The sequence below is a fragment of the Nocardioides sp. NBC_00850 genome (assembly GCF_045207335.1).
Taxonomy (GTDB): domain Bacteria; phylum Actinomycetota; class Actinomycetes; order Propionibacteriales; family Nocardioidaceae; genus Nocardioides.
The window spans coordinates 354,746-369,038 of record NZ_CP108845.1 but is presented as its reverse complement, the minus strand read 5'-3'; the positions used below and the strand labels follow the sequence as shown (position 1 = coordinate 369,038).

The window sequence follows — 14,293 nt, the reverse complement described above, 5'->3', positions numbered from 1 at the left end:
TCTTGCAGATGAATGCAGAATTTCGCTCAATCTAGTGGTCAAGTCCACTTTCATTCACGAGCGTCTCGGCTCGCACCTTCAGAGCTGCGGCATGCCGCCGGAACCCGTCCGCGACCCGCTCGGGTCCTGCCAGCCCCACCAGCGGGCCGGAGAACTCCTCGACCGTCTCGTAGCGCGTCGGCCCGCCGGGTCGCTGGGTCAGCCGCTGGTGACGTACGCCCCGCACCAGGCCGAGCCGTGCCGGCCAGCCCTCATAGACATAGGCCAAGTACGCAGCCTCGACCCCGTCCTCGCCGACCACCGGTGGTTCGAGCGCCGAGATCCGCTCCGGAGAGCGCGAGCGGCCGCCGTTCGCCCAGGTCACATGCAGCACGATCGGGTTGCCCACCGCCGCCGGCTGCGCGGTCTCGGCCCACACGACGAACGGGTTCCAGACGGCGTACGACTCGGTCTCGACCATCACCCGCCACACCACCTCGATCGGGGCGTCGATCTCGATCGAGGCTCTCGGGTGGTCGTGGGCCATGAGCTCAGCGGTAGTTGATGAACTGCACCGCGAAGTCGTAGTCCTGGCCCTTGACCAGCGAGATCACGGTCTGCAGGTCGTCGCGCTTCTTGGAGGAGACGCGGAGCTCGTCGCCCTGGATCTGTGCCTTGACGCCCTTGGGGCCCTCGTCGCGGATCAGCTTGGAGATCTTCTTCGCATCCTCGGAGGAGATGCCCTCCTTGAGAGTGATCGAGATCTTCGACTGCTGCCCCGACTGGCGCGGCTCGCTCGCGTCGAGGATCTTCAGCGACTGCTTGCGCTTGATCAGCTTGTCCTGGAAGACCGAGAGCACCGCGCTGGCGCGGTCGTCGGCCGAGGCCGAGATCTCGATCCCCTGCTCGCCGCTCCACTCGATGCTCGCGTTGGTCCCCTTGAAGTCGAACCGCGTCGAGACCTCTCGCGCGGTCTGGCTCAGCGCGTTGTCGACCTCCTGGCGGTCGATCTTGCTCACGATGTCGAACGACGAGTCCGCCATGACTCTCTCCTCTAGCTTCTGACCAAGTCTGTGGTGTCTCACCCTAGAACCTCGTCCCGTTTTCGTACGCCGCCAGCCCCTGCGCTATTGTTTATTGCTGTCGCGATCCCCTTAATCGGGGCGCGCGCGCAACCCAGGCAGATTGCCCGAGCGGCCAATGGGAGCGGACTGTAAATCCGTCGGCTTTGCCTTCGAAGGTTCGAATCCTTCATCTGCCACGCCTGGGAGAACACCCCGGTGACCAGCGAAAACGCTGGCCACCGGGGTGTTTCGCTTGGGTGTCTGGCTGTGTCCGGCCGCGGTGGTCTGGGTTGTCTGCGATGCGTACACGATGCTGACCTACGTGCGCCGTCGCGGTGCGGCTCGTGACGCACACAGGCTCGCCAGGTGGGCCAAGTACATTGGCGGTATGGACCTCGACTTCCGGCTCGGCGCAGATCACCACGTGATCGATGACTCGCTGTCGGCCGAACCGCTCAAGGCTCAGGTGGAGCAGTTGCTGGCGGCCCTCGCCGAGCGAGAGGCATCATGACCCAGCGCGGCGTGATCCTTTACGGCCCGCCGGCCGCGGGAAAGGATTCGACTGATCGTGCGCTTCGCGAGCGGTCGGCCGACTACGTCCATTTCGCGCGTATCAAGGTCGGTTCGGGGAATGAGGATGCCTACCGGATGGTCACGAGAGGTGTGCTCAACGAGCTTCGGTTGCAGCGGGATGTCATCTGGGAGAACCGGCGCTACGGGGCGATCTTCGCTGTCGACCGCCCGGGCCTGGCTGAGGCGCTTGACAACGGAATACCCGTGATTCATCTCGGGCAACCAGAGGCTGTCGATGCGGTGGTGACGGCGTTCCCCGAGGTCAGGTGGACAGTGGTCGAGCTGTGGTGCCCTGTTGATGTTGCCGAACTCAGGTTGAAGGAGGGCGGTGACTCCGATCTGGTCCAGCATATGCGTATGGAGGCATGGCACGAGACGCCGAAGCTCGATCTTGCGGATGTCCGCGTTGATACGTCGTTGGTCTTCCCTGAGTTCGTCGCCAGCATGATCGACACGAAGATTCGGGGCTGAGTTCGGCCTGGCGGGGTTCCAGCCGCCGATTTCCAGCCGCCGGGGTTGCTCGGCGCAGCGGTCGATGCCGAGCAGCACCCAGCCCTCGGGTACCTGGTCGCGAACGTGCCCAATGGGCGGCTCCGTAGGTCTGAGCCACGTCGAACACACCCATGCGGTGACGTACGTCGAGGACCCGGCCCGCCGCCGCCATCTCGGTCGCCGTGCCCAGCTGCTCGCGGTTGCCTCCGTGGGAATGGCTGGCACCTTTCTCACCCGCATCGGTCGCACGCGCGAGGCGTGACCGAAACGGCGGACGAGAGGGTGGCCGAGCAGGCCGCGATATGTTCCGGTCATGGATCTGAACGCCTACCAGCAGGCAGCGCTGCGCACTGCGGCGACGAAGGACACGCCCAACGAGGTGTTCCACCTGCTGCTCGGGCTGGTCGGGGAGACGGGCGAGATCGCCGAGAAGGCGAAGAAGATCGTGCGTGACCATGACGGCGACTTCGCCCAATGGGACCTCGATGATCTCGCCAAGGAGCTCGGCGACACACTGTGGTACCTGGCGGTCCTCGCTGACCACTTCGGGCTCCCGCTCGCGGACGTTGCCGAGCTCAACATCAAGAAGCTCGCCGATCGTCAGCAGCGCGACGCCATCGGTGGCAGTGGCGACAACCGCTGACCCACCGATAGGGCCGTGGCAGCCACGGCCCTGGTTCACGAAGGAGCACCCATGACAGTCGACGCAACTCCCTCGACCGCGGAGAACGATGAGTTCTGGCGGGAACGCCGGGTCTGCTTCCTGACGACGAGCCGCCCGGATGGGAGCCCGCATCTCGTCCCCGTGGGGGTCACGTTCGATCCGGACGCCGGCGTCGCGCGCGTCATCAGCAGTGCCGGCAGCAAGAAGGTCCGGAACGTACGCGCGGCCGGGGCCGGTGCGCAGGCGGCGGTCAGCCAGGTGGACGGGCGTCGTTGGTGCACGCTGGAGGGCACGGCGGTGGTCAAGGGCGATGCGGAGTCCGTGGCTGAGGCCGAGCGTCGGTACGCCGAGCGCTACCGGCAGCCTCGGCCCAATCCGGAGCGCGTGGTCATCGAGATCACCGTGACCCGGGTGCTGGGCAACGTACGTCCGTCGGGCTGGTAGGCAGCTGTCAGAGCCCGCGGTCGGTGAGGACGACTCGATCGTTGATGTCCTGGACGTCGCGGCGGTTGCCGGTGGGGAACATGGTGCGGAACCGCTCGATCTGGCGGGGTGAGGCCGTGATGGGGTCGGTGAGCATGACCCACTGGACGTGCTCGGTGTAGGGCGCGGTCGTGAGTGAGCCGTCGTACCGGTAGGACGTGTGCCGGCGCGGCAGGAGGGCGCCGACGTCGATGTGGCCGACATGGTCGGCGGTCGAGCACTCGGAGACCAGATGGTCGTAGAGGCGGCCGAGGGTCGGGTTGGTGCGGCCCGGGCGGACCCAGACGCCGACGACGAGGGTGTGGCCGGAGGCGTCCTGGTGCACGAAGTGCATCTCGATCGGGTAGTCCCGGGCGGAGAGCAGATGCTCGCTCGGGGTGTGCCAGTGGAACTGCACCAGGCCGTACGTCACGCCGTCCATCTCGAGCGAGCCGATGCCGGGCGGGAGCTCTGCGCGTACGGTCTCCTCGTCTCCGCGGACGGTGCAGCCGTCGGGCTCGTCGGCGTCCTCACGGATGTACTTCATCGTGACGGTCGCGTCGTGGGGATAGTGGACGTGCAGGGCGGGCAGGTGCGCCTGCTGGGTGCCGCCGCGGTAGATGCGGATGGGGCTCTGGTGCGGTGGGCCGGCGGAGGTCGCAGATGCGCCCGCTGAGGAGGACAGAGCGGTGAGCCCCGCGATGGCGGCGGCTCCCTGGAGCAGTGCGCGACGGTTCAGCCCGACGGTGGTGCGCTTCATGTCAGATCTCCCGAGATCTACCGGGTCGATGTGACCCGTGGACCGCAATACGTACCACGAATTGCGGTCGGCAGCGTCGGGTCAGCGACCTAGAGTCGTAATGACGCGAGAGGAGAATCCGATGAGCGTCCAGCTGAACCACACGATCGTCCACGCCTCCGACCGGGACACGATGGCGACCCATCTGACCGAGATCCTCGGGCTTCCTGAGGCCCAGGTCTTCGGCCCGTTCCGGGTCGTCGAGCTCACCAACCAGGTCAGCCTCGACGTGGTGGAGGACCAGGACTTCCGGCCGCAGCACTACGCGTTCAAGGTGTCCGAGGCCGAGTTCGACGAGATCTTCGGGCGGATCCAGGAGCGCGGCATCACCTACTGGGCCGACCCCTTCCACCGGCGGGAAGGCCAGATCAACCACAACGACGGCGGTCGCGGCGTCTACTGGGAGAGCCCCGACGGGCACAACCTCGAGATCATCACGGTGCCGTACGGCGGCTGACCGTCTACGCAGGTCAGGCGAGGTCGGCGGCGAGCTGCTTGCCGGCCTCGGTGAGCAGCGGGACGGCGCGCTCGATGAGCTCGTCGCTCATCCGGCCGGTGGGTCCGCTGATCGACATCGCCAGGCGCGGGGCGTAGTCGGGGACGGCAACGGCGACGCAGCGTACGCCTGCCTCCTGCTCGCCCTCGTCGATGGCGTAGCGGCGCTCGCGGACCTGCTCGAGCTGGTCGAGGTAGTCGTCGCGCGAGGTGATCGTGGTGGAGGTGTAGGGGACCATGTCGGTGCGCCGGAGGATGTCGCGGACCTGGTCGGGAGCCATGTCGGCGAGGATCGCCTTGCCGACTGCGGTGCAGTGCGGGGACACCCGGCGGCCGACCTCGGTGAACATACGCATCGACTGGCGCGACTCGGTGTGGGCGACGTAGACGATCTGGTCGCCGTCGAGCATCGCCAGGTTGGCCGACTCGCCGACCTCGTCGACGAGCCGGGTGAGGTGCGGGCGGGCCCAGGTGCTGAGCATGCGCGAGGAGCTCTCGCCGAGCCGGATCAGCTTGGGGCCGAGGACGTACTGCCGGTTGGCCTCCTGGCGGAGGTAGCCCAGGTCGACGAGGGTGCGCACCAGCCGGTGGATGGTCGGGAGCGGCAGGCCGGAGGCGGCGGCGAGCTGGGAGAGGCCCATGGTCCCGCCGGCGTCGGCCATCGTCTCCAGCAGTGCGAAGGCGCGCTCGATCGACTGCACGGCCCCGGTGCGTGCCTTCGGCGCCTTCTCGTTCTCGCTCACCTGAGCTCCCCGATCTATGGGTACTGTCTTCCGGATGACGGAAGTCTAGCGTCGTGTAGAGGAAATCCGGCTGGTTGCGTCCCTTGTCTGGCCGGATTAATATCCGCAATGCGGAAAGAGAAATCCAGTCAAAGGAAAACTGTAGCCCTGGAAGGGTGGAGCTCGTGAACATTCAGATCACCGGTGGCGACGTCGAGCGAGGAGACGAGATCCTCACTCCTGAGGCCCTCGACTTCGTCGCGGATCTGCAGCGACGGTTCGGTGCCCGCCGTGACGAGCTCCTGGCCGCCCGCCGAGTGCGCCGCGAGGAGGTCGCCCGCACCGGCCGGCTCGACTTCCTGCCCGAGACGGCCGACGTACGCGCCGGCGACTGGACCGTGGCGGCGGTGCCCGAGGACCTCCAGGACCGCCGCGTCGAGATCACCGGTCCGACGGACCGGAAGATGACGATCAACGCCCTCAACTCCGGGGCGCGGGTCTGGCTGGCCGACATGGAGGACGCCAGCACGCCGCACTGGAGCAACGTGGTCGGCGGCCAGGTGAACCTGTACGACGCCGTGCGGCGGCAGATCTCGGCGATGTCCCCGCAGGGCAAGCTCTACGAGCTGAAGCAGGACCAGCGGCTGGCCACGATCGTGATGCGCCCGCGCGGCTGGCACTTCGACGACCTCCACGTCCTGGTCGACGGTAAGCCGGTCGTCGGCGCCCTGGTCGACTTCGGGCTCTACTTCTTCCACAACGCCCGCGAGCTCGTGGAGCGTGGGAGCGGGCCGTACTTCTATCTCCCCAAGATGGAGAGTCACCTCGAGGCGCGGCTGTGGAACGACGTGTTCACGTTCGCCCAGGCGGAGCTCGGGATCCCGCACGGCACCGTGCGCGCGACCGTCCTGATCGAGACGATCCCGGCCGCGTTCGAGATGGACGAGATCCTCTACGAGCTGCGCGACCACGCCTCGGGGCTGAACGCGGGCCGGTGGGACTACCTGTTCAGCCTGATCAAGTACTTCCGCGACGCCGGGCCCTCGTTCGTGCTGCCCGACCGGGCGACGGTCGGGATGACCTCGCCGTTCATGCGTGCGTACGCCCAGCTGCTGGTGAAGACCTGCCACCGCCGCAACGCCCATGCGATCGGCGGCATGGCCGCCTTCATCCCGAGCCGCCGGGACCAGGAGGTCAACGCCATCGCCTTCGCCAAGGTCCGTGAGGACAAGGAGCGCGAGGCCGGTGACGGCTTCGACGGCTCATGGGTGGCCCACCCCGACCTGATCCCGATCTGCCGCGAGATCTTCGACGCCGTCTTGAGTGGACCGCTCGGTGACCGGCCGAACCAGGTCGACCGGCAGCGCGACGATGTCGAGGTGCGCGCCGAGGACCTGCTCGACGTCGCCTCTGCAGGCGCCACGATCACCCTCGCCGGGCTGCACGACAACGTCGAGGTCTCGCTGGTCTACCTCGACGCCTGGATCCGTGGTGCCGGCGCCGTCGCCATCCACAACCTGATGGAGGATGCCGCCACCGTCGAGATCTCCCGCTCGCAGATCTGGCAGTGGGTGCACAACGGCTCGAAGCTCGACGACGGGACCCAGGTGACCGCCGAGCTCGTACGCCGGGTCCTGGACGAGGAGATGACGAAGCTGCTCGGGGCGGCCGACGGGATCGAGCACCACCTGAAGCAGGCTCGCACCATCTTCGAGGAGGTCGCGCTCGCGGACGACTACGTCGACTTCCTGACCCTGCCGGCCTACGAGCAGGTGGTCGGTTCATGAGTCACCTCGAGGATCTGATCGGTCGGCTCGACCGGGCGCTCGCCGGCGCCGATGCGGCACTGGCCGCCAGCTATCCGGGGGATCGTGGCGTACGGCAGCCGGTGCACACCGTCTACGTCCCGGGGGATCGCTACGACGAGAAGACCGTCGCTCAGTGGTCCGCCGAGTCCGGGCGGGTGCTGGCTGAGCACGGGGGTTCGGCTGCCGAGGTCGCCGAGGCGTTCGGTCTGACTCCAGGCCTGGCGGACGAGATCTACGATCGCGTGACGGCCAAGCTGGCCGCCGAGCCGATCGAGGACCTGCGGATCGACTTCGAGGACGGCTACGGCGCTCGACCCGATGAGGACGAGGACGGCGCCGTGGTGGCGGCCGCCCGGGCGCTCGCCGCCACCGTCCGTGACGGCTCCGCGGCGCCGTTCCACGGCATCCGGATCAAGTCGTTCGAGGCCCTGACCCGACACCGCGGGCTGCGTACGCTCGACCTCTTCCTGGGCGAGCTCGTCCGAGAGGGCGGCCTGGGCGATGGCTTCGTCATCACGCTGCCCAAGGTGACTTCGGTCGAACAGATCACCGCGATGGTCACCGCGCTGGACGCGCTCGAGGCGGTTCACGGCATCGCGGCCGAGAGTCTTCGGTTCGAGATCCAGGTCGAGACGCCGCAGGCGATCCTCGGCTCCGACGGCACGGCGCTGATCGCGCGGATGATCGCCGCCGGCGCCGGCCGCGTCACCGGCCTGCACTACGGGACCTACGACTATTCCGCCTCGCTCGGGGTCGCGGCCGCTTTCCAGAGCATGGAGCACCCGGTCGCCGACCATGCCAAGGACGTGATGCAGGTGGCCGCCGCCGGCACCGGCGTCTTCGTCTCGGACGGCTCGACCAACGTGCTTCCGGTCGGGGACCCCGATGCGGTGCGCGCGGCGTGGCGGCTCCACTCCCGCCTGGTGAGCCGGTCGCTGGCCCGCGGGATCTACCAGGGCTGGGACCTGCATCCGGCCCAGCTCCCCAGCCGCTACATCGCGACCTACGCGTTCTTCCGAGAAGGGCTCGAGGTCGCCTCGGCTCGGTTGCGGGCGTACGTCCATGGCGGCGACTCCAGCTATCTCGACGAGCCCGCCACCGCTGCCGCGCTCGCCGCGTTCGTGCTGCGTGGCGTGGAGTGCGGTGCCGTCGCGGCCGACGAGGTCGAGACGCTTGCTGGGATCGACCAGGCCAAGCTGGCCGAGCTGGCTCGTCGGCGGATCACCGCCTGAGCATCCCGATCGCATGGCGGCAGGCTGGGTAGCCTGCCGCCATGCGCGTCGAAGCCGAGTTCACCACCGAACCGTTCCGTGGCGAGGGCGAGCCTCCCGAGCATGCGACGGCGGCGCTCGCGGCCGCCCGCGAGGCCGGTCTGGAGTGTGACTTCGGGCCGCTGGGCACGTCGGTGCGCGGCGAGCGGGACGCCGTCTTGGCCACGCTGGCCGAGGTGGTGGCCGCGGGCCTGGACCACGGCGCCGACCAGATCACCTTCCAGGTCCGGGTCGAAGGACACAGCGCGCCGCGGCGTACGGCCAGCGGGTTGGACGCGCTGCTCGCCGAGGTCGCCGACAGCCTCGGCGGCGACCTGTCAGCTCTGGACCGCCAGGGGAAGCAGCGCGCCGTGCGACTGCTGGAGGAGCGCGGTGCCTTCGACTACCGCAAGAGCGCCGAGATCGTGGCGGCGGCGCTCGGCGTCACCCGGTTCACGGTCTACAACTACCTGAACCGCGAACGGGAGTAGTCCCCAGACTTTTCAACAAACTGTTGACTGTGATGAGAGACACATGCAATCGTTGTTGCTGTACGGAAATTAGTTTCCGCATAGCGAGAGAGAACGGTTCATGGATCTCCAGAGCTTCAACACCTCACCGGCGGACGTCGTACGGCCCTTGCTGCAGGCCTGCTGCGATGCTCCTAGCTGGGTCGCCGCGGTCCTGGCCGGGCGCCCGTACGCCGACGAGGCCGACGTCGTCCGGGTCGCGGACGAGGCGGCCCGACGGTTCACCGCGGCCGACGTCGACCAGGCGCTGGCCGCCCACCCCCGGATCGGAGAACGCGCCGAGGGCGAGCACGCCGAGGCTGCCTGGTCGCGGCACGAGCAGGCAGCGGTCGGCACCGACCAGGCCACGGCCCAAGCTCTCGCCGAGGGCAACCGGGCCTACGAGGAGCGCTTCGGCCGGGTCTTCCTGATCTGCGCCACGGGCCTCTCGGCCGACCAGGTCCTCGCCTCCCTCCGCGACCGGCTCGGTCACGAGCACGACGAGGAGGCGGCCGTGGTCGCCGACGAGCTGCGCCGGATCGCGCTGCTCCGCCTCGAGCGCGTCCTGGCCGCGGAGGTCTCCGCATGACCAGCGCCATCACCACCCATGTGCTCGACACCGCGCTCGGCCGCCCGGCCGCCGGTGTCCCGGTCCGGCTCAGCCGGATCGACGAGTCAGACCATGTCCTCGCCGACGCCGTCACCGACGACGACGGCCGGGTGACCGACCTGGGACCCGATCAGGTCCCGCCCGGCACCTATCAGCTCCGGTTCGGCACCGCCGCCTACTACGCGGCGACCGGTCAGGAGTGCTTCTACCCGCAGGTCTCCGTCACCTTCGCGGTCACCGACCGGCGGCACCACCACGTGCCACTTCTGCTGAGCCCGTTCGCCTACTCCACCTACAGAGGGAGCTGACATGCCCATTCGCCACGGTGCCATTCGTCTTGGCCCAAACCAGTACGGCAAGGCCGAGAACCGCGTCGTACGCATCTACCGCGACACGCCTCGCCACCAGATCCGCGACCTCAACGTCTCCACCGCGCTGCGCGGCAGCTTCGACGACGCCCACACCAGCGGCGACCAGCAGGACGTACTGCCGACCGACACCCAGAAGAACACCGTCTTCGCCTACGCGAAGGAGATCGGCGTCGCCTCGATCGAGGAGTTCGCGCTGGCTCTCGCCGACCGCTACCTCGAGGCCTGCCCGGCCGCCGAGGGGGCGCGGGTCGAGATCGACGAGTACGCCTGGGACCGGATCCAGGTCGACGGCGCGGGGCACGACCACTCGTTCGTCAGCTCGGGTGGCGGCGTACGGACCACCGTGGTGAACGTCGACGGCCGCGGTGAGGACCGGGTCGCCCATGTGGTGTCCGGCATCAAGGACCTGGTCGTGCTCAAGTCGACCGGCTCGGAGTTCCACGGCTTCCTCAAGGACGAATACACGACCCTGCAGGAGACCACCGACCGGATCCTGGCGACCTCGCTCGTCGCCCGCTGGCGGTACGACGGCACTGAGGTCGACTGGGACAAGGCGTACGACTCCATCCGGGCCCTGCTGCTGCAGCGGTTCGTGGAGATCCACAGTCTCGCGCTGCAGCAGACGCTTCACGGGATGGGCACCTCGGTGCTCGAGCAGCACGGCGACGTCGCCGAGATCAAGTTCTCCGCGCCCAACAAGCACCACTTCCTCTCCGACCTCTCGCCCTTCGGCCTGGAGAACCCCGGCGAGGTCTTCTTCGCCGCGGACCGGCCCTACGGCCTGATCGAAGCCTCGGTCGTACGCGACGAGGCCCCCGATGCCGGCAACGCCTGGCACGCCATCCCCGGATTCTGCTGAGGCCCGGCCATGTTAGGTCGCAGGAGGCAGGCCACCGCGCCGATCACGACCCGACCTGAGGACGAGCGGCATCCGCCGGGCCAGCTCCTCGCCTACGGCACGCAGCACATCCTGACGATGTACGGCGGCGTGATCGCGCCGCCGCTCATCGTCGGGGGTGCCGCGGGCCTGTCGGGCACGGACCTGGCGCTGCTGGTGACCGCGGGGCTCTTCGTGTCGGGCCTCGCCACGCTGCTGCAGACGCTCGGTCTCGGGCCGTTCGGCAGCCGGCTACCGATCGTGCAGGGCATCTCGTTCGCCAGCGTGTCGACGATGGTCACCATCGCCAGCGAGGACGGGCTGCGCCCGGTCTTCGGCGCGATCATCGTCGCCGGCCTCATCGGGCTGGTGCTCTCCTCGTTCTTCGCTCAGCTGGTCAGGCTCTTCCCGGCGGTCGTCACCGGCACGATCGTCACGGTCATCGGTCTCTCGCTGATGCCGGTGGCGTTCCGCTGGGCGATGGGCAACGACGCGGAGGCGCCGGACTACGGGTCGATGACGAACATCGCGTACGCCGGGCTCACGCTGCTCATCATCCTGGTGATCAGCCGGGCGTTCCAGGGCGCGATCTCCCGGCTCTCGATCCTCATCGGGCTCGTCGTCGGGACCGTCATCGCCGCCATCGCCGGCCAGGCCGACTTCTCCTCGGTCGGCAAGGCCGATCTGGTCGCGCTCCCGCCTTTGCTGCACTTCGGGACTCCGACCTTCGAGGTCGGGGCGATCGTCTCGATGACGATCGTGGTGCTGGTGATCATGACCGAGACGACCGCGGACATTCTGGCGATCGGCGAGATCGTGGAGACCGACGTGGACGCCAAGCGCGTCGCCCGCGGCCTCCGCGCCGACATGGCCGCCACGACGGTCGCCCCGCTGTTCGGCACGTTCCCGTGCAGTGCGTTCGCGCAGAACGTCGGGCTGGTGGCTTTGACGGGCATCAGGAGCCGGTACGTCGTGGCGACCGGTGGACTCGTGCTGCTGCTCCTCGGGCTCCTGCCGGTCGTCGGAGCGGTGGTGGCAGCGATCCCGTATCCCGTGCTCGGCGGTGCCGGCATCGTGCTCTTCGGCTCGGTCGCCGCGAGCGGGATCCGTACGCTCTCGCGCGTCGACTACGAGGACAACCTCAACATGGTGATCGTCTCCGTGGCGATCGCCGTCGGGATCCTCCCGATCGCGGCGCCGACCTTCTGGGACGCCTTCCCGGAGTGGCTCGGGGTCATCATGCACTCCGGCATCAGCGCCACCGCCCTGGTCGCCGTCGTGCTCAACCTGCTGTTCAACGAGATCACCGTCGGCAACCGCTCCGGCGCCTCGGTCTTCGCCGCCTCCCAGGATTCTCGTGAGGGCTTCGGTGACCGCCTCGACGACGACATCGACCGATCGTGAGCCCGAGTCGGCCCGTCCTCACCTGAAAACCCGCCGAGTCGGCTCGTCATGACGAGCCGACTCGGCGGGTTTTGCGTCAGCCCACGAGGTGAGGGTCGGGGGCGTTGACGAGCTCGCCCTCGATCCAGACGCTGCGTACGTCGGCGGGGGTGCCGAGGGCGAACATCTTGGCCAGGGCGTCACCGGCGTCTGTGGCGTGGGTGAGGCCGACGTCGAGGGGTGTGCTCGCGGCCGGCTTGATCCACTGGGCGTCGAAGCGGCGGCCGACGCAGAAGTCGCCTACCGCGGCCCCCAGGCCGAGGGCCTCGGCGCCGGCGCGGGTGGCCAGGTGGAGGAGGTGGGCGGGGGTCAATGGGTGACCGGCCTCGCCGAGGAGCTGCTGGGCGACGTACGCACTCAGGCCCTCCTTGAGCAGGGAGAATCCGGTGCCGGCACCTACGTCGGAGCCCATCGCGACGCGTACGCCGTGGGCGCGGTGGCGGGCCAGCGGGAAGAGGCCGCTGCCGAGGGCGGCGTTGCTGGAGGGGCAGTGCGCGACGGCGGCGCCGCGGGCGGCCAACAGAGCGAGCTCGGGGTCGGTCGGGTGCACGTTGTGCGCCAGGACGGTGCCGGGGCCGACCAGGCCGTGCCGGTCGTAGGAGGTCACGTAGTCGCAGCCGAAGAGCGCCTCGACGGTCTCGATCTCGCGGGTGTTCTCGTTGACGTGGGAGGTCAGCATCGCCCCCGGTACGGCACGGAGCACGTCGGCGCAGGCCGCCAGCAGCGGGTCAGAGCACGACAGCGAGAATCGCGGCGTCACGGCGTAGCGGGCCCGGCCGACACCGTGCCACCGGGCCGCGAGCGCAAGGGACTCCTCGCGGGCCCGGTCCGGGTCGGTGAACAGGTCCTCGCGGATGAGCCGGTCGCTGACCACGAGGCCGCTGGTGATCCGCAGGCCGACGCGGGCGGCCTCGGCGAAGACGGTGTCGACCGCGGGCGCGAAGTGGCTGCCGAAGACCAGTGCGGTGGTGGTGCCGGCGCCGACCAGGCCGCGTACGAAGTCATTGGCCACGCCCTCGGCGTAGGCCGGGTCGGCCAGGCGCGCCTCCTCGGGGAGGGCGCACTGGTCGAGCCAGTCGAGCAGCGGCATGCCGAGACCGCCGATGACGCGTACCTGCGGGAAGTGCACGTGGGTGTCGACGAATCCGGGCAGCACGAACCCGCCGGAGAGGTCGACGACCTCCTCCTGGGGGTGCTCGCGGTGCAGGTCGGCGTAGCTGCCGCGGGCGCGGATCACGCCGTCGCGTACGAGCAGAGCGCCGTCCTGCTCGGCGCGGAGCCGACCGCCGGTGAAGGGGTCGTCGGGGGTGTCGAGGAAGGTTCCTCGGAAGAGCGTCATCGTGGGGTTCACCTTGATTGTTGTTCGGTTGACGCGGGTTCGCCCGCGAAGATCTGGAGCAGCCGGGCCGCGACGCTGACCGCGATCGTGGCCGGTTCCTTGCCGCCGAGATCGGGAAGTCCGATGGGAGTGGTGATGCGGGCGATCGCCTCGGGGGCGTGGCCCTCGTCGGCGAGCTTGGCCCGGAACCGGCTCCACTTGGCGCTCGAGCCGATCAGCCCGATCGACGCCAGATGCCCGGCGCGGAGCGCAGCGTCGCACAGCGCGGCGTCCTCGGCGTGGTCGTGGGTCATGACCAGGACGTGGGTGCCCTCGGGCAGCTCGCCGATGACGAGCTCGGGCAGCACCGGCACCTGGTGGACGTGGATGCCGGCGACGGCGTCGTCCAGCCCGCGCAGCTGGTCCGGCTCGAGCTGGGCCGTGCGGGAGTCGACCAGGTGCAGCTCGAGATCGTGGCGGGCGAGGATGCGCGCCAACTCGAGCCCGACGTGGCCCATCCCGAAGATGGCCACGGACGGTACGACGGGCAGCGGCTCGAGCAGCAGCTCGACCTCGCCACCACAGCACTGGACGCCGTGCTGGTAGGGCGCCTTGTCGGAGAGCGACACCTTCAGGGTCTCCGGCAGCGCACGGTCCTCGGCCAGCATCGCCCGAGCGCGCTCGATCGCGACCGCCTCGAGGTTGCCGCCACCGACGGTGGCCCAGGTGCGGTCGCCCGAGACGACCATCTTCGCCCCGGCCTCGCGCGGCGAATGACCGCGCACGGACGTCAGGGTCACGAGTACGCCGGGGACCCGCTGCTCGCGCAGCCGCTGGACGGCTTTCAGCCACTCCAT

19 protein-coding genes and 1 tRNA gene are annotated in these 14,293 nt (G+C 68.9%); 14 read left to right on the top strand and 6 right to left on the bottom strand.

Annotated elements, in window-relative coordinates; all coding sequences use genetic code 11:
- Positions 1–31 precede the first annotated feature (31 nt).
- Complete coding sequence (locus OH802_RS01805; protein ID WP_406024561.1) at positions 32–526, bottom strand: SRPBCC domain-containing protein; 495 nt, start codon at positions 524–526, stop codon at positions 32–34.
- 4 nt (positions 527–530) lie between these two features.
- Positions 531–1,022 carry a YajQ family cyclic di-GMP-binding protein gene (locus tag OH802_RS01800; protein ID WP_406024559.1) on the bottom strand — a complete coding sequence of 164 codons (492 nt, stop codon included), beginning with the start codon at positions 1,020–1,022 and terminating at the stop codon, positions 531–533.
- Between the two features lie 136 nt (positions 1,023–1,158).
- On the opposite strand from OH802_RS01800, the gene OH802_RS01795 reads away from it, so the two are divergent.
- The 6 genes from OH802_RS01795 to OH802_RS01770 all read left to right on the top strand — a co-directional run bounded on the left by OH802_RS01795 (position 1,159) and on the right by OH802_RS01770 (position 3,216).
- A tRNA-Tyr gene (locus OH802_RS01795) sits at positions 1,159–1,240 on the top strand.
- A 191-nt stretch (positions 1,241–1,431) separates the two neighbouring features.
- Positions 1,432–1,554, top strand: coding sequence for a hypothetical protein (locus OH802_RS01790; RefSeq protein WP_406024557.1), 123 nt, complete (start codon positions 1,432–1,434; stop codon positions 1,552–1,554).
- Entirely contained in the window at positions 1,551–2,087 is a 537-nt protein-coding gene (locus tag OH802_RS01785; protein WP_406024555.1) for a hypothetical protein, read from the top strand. Before OH802_RS01790 ends, OH802_RS01785 begins: the two co-directional genes overlap by 4 nt.
- 112 nt (positions 2,088–2,199) lie before the next feature.
- Positions 2,200–2,370 (top strand): hypothetical protein, encoded by a 171-nt coding sequence (locus tag OH802_RS01780; RefSeq protein ID WP_406024553.1) that lies wholly within the window; start codon positions 2,200–2,202, stop codon positions 2,368–2,370.
- 51 nt (positions 2,371–2,421) lie between these two features.
- Positions 2,422–2,751, top strand: coding sequence for a nucleoside triphosphate pyrophosphohydrolase family protein (locus OH802_RS01775; protein ID WP_406024551.1), 330 nt, complete (start codon positions 2,422–2,424; stop codon positions 2,749–2,751).
- Positions 2,752–2,802: 51 nt separating this feature from the next.
- Complete coding sequence (locus OH802_RS01770; RefSeq protein WP_406024549.1) at positions 2,803–3,216, top strand: TIGR03618 family F420-dependent PPOX class oxidoreductase; 414 nt, start codon at positions 2,803–2,805, stop codon at positions 3,214–3,216.
- Positions 3,217–3,223: 7 nt separating this feature from the next.
- Here the strand turns inward: OH802_RS01770 and OH802_RS01765 are convergent, their stop codons facing one another.
- Positions 3,224–3,994, bottom strand: a complete 771-nt coding sequence (locus OH802_RS01765; RefSeq protein ID WP_406024547.1) for a carbonic anhydrase family protein — start codon at positions 3,992–3,994, stop codon at positions 3,224–3,226.
- 121 nt (positions 3,995–4,115) lie between these two features.
- Between OH802_RS01765 and OH802_RS01760 the strand changes: the two genes are divergently transcribed.
- Positions 4,116–4,490 carry a VOC family protein gene (locus tag OH802_RS01760; protein ID WP_406024545.1) on the top strand — a complete coding sequence of 125 codons (375 nt, stop codon included), beginning with the start codon at positions 4,116–4,118 and terminating at the stop codon, positions 4,488–4,490.
- A 13-nt stretch (positions 4,491–4,503) separates the two neighbouring features.
- On the opposite strand, the gene OH802_RS01755 is transcribed toward OH802_RS01760, so the two are convergent.
- Positions 4,504–5,271 carry an IclR family transcriptional regulator gene (locus OH802_RS01755; protein ID WP_160025653.1) on the bottom strand — a complete coding sequence of 256 codons (768 nt, stop codon included), beginning with the start codon at positions 5,269–5,271 and terminating at the stop codon, positions 4,504–4,506.
- 164 nt (positions 5,272–5,435) lie between these two features.
- Here OH802_RS01755 and aceB point away from each other — a divergent pair, with 164 nt between their 5' ends.
- The 7 genes from aceB (at position 5,436) to OH802_RS01720 (ending at position 12,079) form a co-directional block, all read left to right on the top strand.
- On the top strand, positions 5,436–7,037 hold the full coding sequence (aceB, locus tag OH802_RS01750; protein ID WP_406024543.1) for a malate synthase A: 1,602 nt from the start codon (positions 5,436–5,438) through the stop codon (positions 7,035–7,037).
- Positions 7,034–8,290, top strand: a complete 1,257-nt coding sequence (locus OH802_RS01745; protein WP_406024541.1) for a DUF6986 family protein — start codon at positions 7,034–7,036, stop codon at positions 8,288–8,290. Before aceB ends, OH802_RS01745 begins: the two co-directional genes overlap by 4 nt.
- A gap of 41 nt (positions 8,291–8,331) precedes the next feature.
- Complete coding sequence (locus OH802_RS01740) at positions 8,332–8,799, top strand: helix-turn-helix domain-containing protein (RefSeq protein WP_406024539.1); 468 nt, start codon at positions 8,332–8,334, stop codon at positions 8,797–8,799.
- Positions 8,800–8,899: 100 nt separating this feature from the next.
- Positions 8,900–9,406 (top strand): 2-oxo-4-hydroxy-4-carboxy-5-ureidoimidazoline decarboxylase, encoded by a 507-nt coding sequence (gene uraD / locus OH802_RS01735; RefSeq protein WP_406024537.1) that lies wholly within the window; start codon positions 8,900–8,902, stop codon positions 9,404–9,406.
- Entirely contained in the window at positions 9,403–9,735 is a 333-nt protein-coding gene (uraH, locus tag OH802_RS01730) for a hydroxyisourate hydrolase (protein ID WP_406024535.1), read from the top strand. Before uraD ends, uraH begins: the two co-directional genes overlap by 4 nt.
- A 1-nt stretch (position 9,736) precedes the next feature.
- Entirely contained in the window at positions 9,737–10,657 is a 921-nt protein-coding gene (gene pucL, locus OH802_RS01725; RefSeq protein ID WP_406024533.1) for a factor-independent urate hydroxylase, read from the top strand.
- Positions 10,658–10,666: 9 nt separating this feature from the next.
- A complete protein-coding gene (locus tag OH802_RS01720; RefSeq protein ID WP_406024531.1) occupies positions 10,667–12,079 on the top strand; it encodes a nucleobase:cation symporter-2 family protein in 1,413 nt (470 codons plus the stop codon).
- Between the two features lie 76 nt (positions 12,080–12,155).
- Here the strand turns inward: OH802_RS01720 and OH802_RS01715 are convergent, their stop codons facing one another.
- Together OH802_RS01715 and xdhC are read right to left on the bottom strand one after the other, a co-directional pair.
- Entirely contained in the window at positions 12,156–13,457 is a 1,302-nt protein-coding gene (locus OH802_RS01715) for a guanine deaminase (RefSeq protein WP_406024529.1), read from the bottom strand.
- Positions 13,458–13,465: 8 nt separating this feature from the next.
- Complete coding sequence (xdhC, locus tag OH802_RS01710; RefSeq protein WP_406024527.1) at positions 13,466–14,293, bottom strand: xanthine dehydrogenase accessory protein XdhC; 828 nt, start codon at positions 14,291–14,293, stop codon at positions 13,466–13,468.

Bases quoted from the DNA above. Each gene is read 5' to 3' on its own strand.
- OH802_RS01780 (WP_406024553.1), top strand. From the start codon at position 2,200: ATGGGCGGCTCCGTAGGTCTGAGCCACGTCGAACACACCCATGCGGTG.
- OH802_RS01765 (WP_406024547.1), bottom strand. From the start codon at position 3,994: ATGAAGCGCACCACCGTCGGGCTGAACCGTCGCGCACTGCTCCAGGGA.
- OH802_RS01800 (WP_406024559.1), bottom strand. From the start codon at position 1,022: ATGGCGGACTCGTCGTTCGACATCGTGAGCAAGATCGACCGCCAGGAG.
- OH802_RS01770 (WP_406024549.1), top strand. From the start codon at position 2,803: ATGACAGTCGACGCAACTCCCTCGACCGCGGAGAACGATGAGTTCTGG.
- OH802_RS01785 (WP_406024555.1), top strand. From the start codon at position 1,551: ATGACCCAGCGCGGCGTGATCCTTTACGGCCCGCCGGCCGCGGGAAAG.
- OH802_RS01745 (WP_406024541.1), top strand. From the start codon at position 7,034: ATGAGTCACCTCGAGGATCTGATCGGTCGGCTCGACCGGGCGCTCGCC.
- pucL (WP_406024533.1), top strand. From the start codon at position 9,737: ATGCCCATTCGCCACGGTGCCATTCGTCTTGGCCCAAACCAGTACGGC.
- xdhC (WP_406024527.1), bottom strand. From the start codon at position 14,293: ATGGAGTGGCTGAAAGCCGTCCAGCGGCTGCGCGAGCAGCGGGTCCCC.
- OH802_RS01720 (WP_406024531.1), top strand. From the start codon at position 10,667: ATGTTAGGTCGCAGGAGGCAGGCCACCGCGCCGATCACGACCCGACCT.
- OH802_RS01790 (WP_406024557.1), top strand. From the start codon at position 1,432: ATGGACCTCGACTTCCGGCTCGGCGCAGATCACCACGTGATCGATGAC.
- OH802_RS01775 (WP_406024551.1), top strand. From the start codon at position 2,422: ATGGATCTGAACGCCTACCAGCAGGCAGCGCTGCGCACTGCGGCGACG.
- OH802_RS01715 (WP_406024529.1), bottom strand. From the start codon at position 13,457: ATGACGCTCTTCCGAGGAACCTTCCTCGACACCCCCGACGACCCCTTC.
- OH802_RS01805 (WP_406024561.1), bottom strand. From the start codon at position 526: ATGGCCCACGACCACCCGAGAGCCTCGATCGAGATCGACGCCCCGATC.
- uraH (WP_406024535.1), top strand. From the start codon at position 9,403: ATGACCAGCGCCATCACCACCCATGTGCTCGACACCGCGCTCGGCCGC.
- OH802_RS01760 (WP_406024545.1), top strand. From the start codon at position 4,116: ATGAGCGTCCAGCTGAACCACACGATCGTCCACGCCTCCGACCGGGAC.
- OH802_RS01740 (WP_406024539.1), top strand. From the start codon at position 8,332: ATGCGCGTCGAAGCCGAGTTCACCACCGAACCGTTCCGTGGCGAGGGC.
- uraD (WP_406024537.1), top strand. From the start codon at position 8,900: ATGGATCTCCAGAGCTTCAACACCTCACCGGCGGACGTCGTACGGCCC.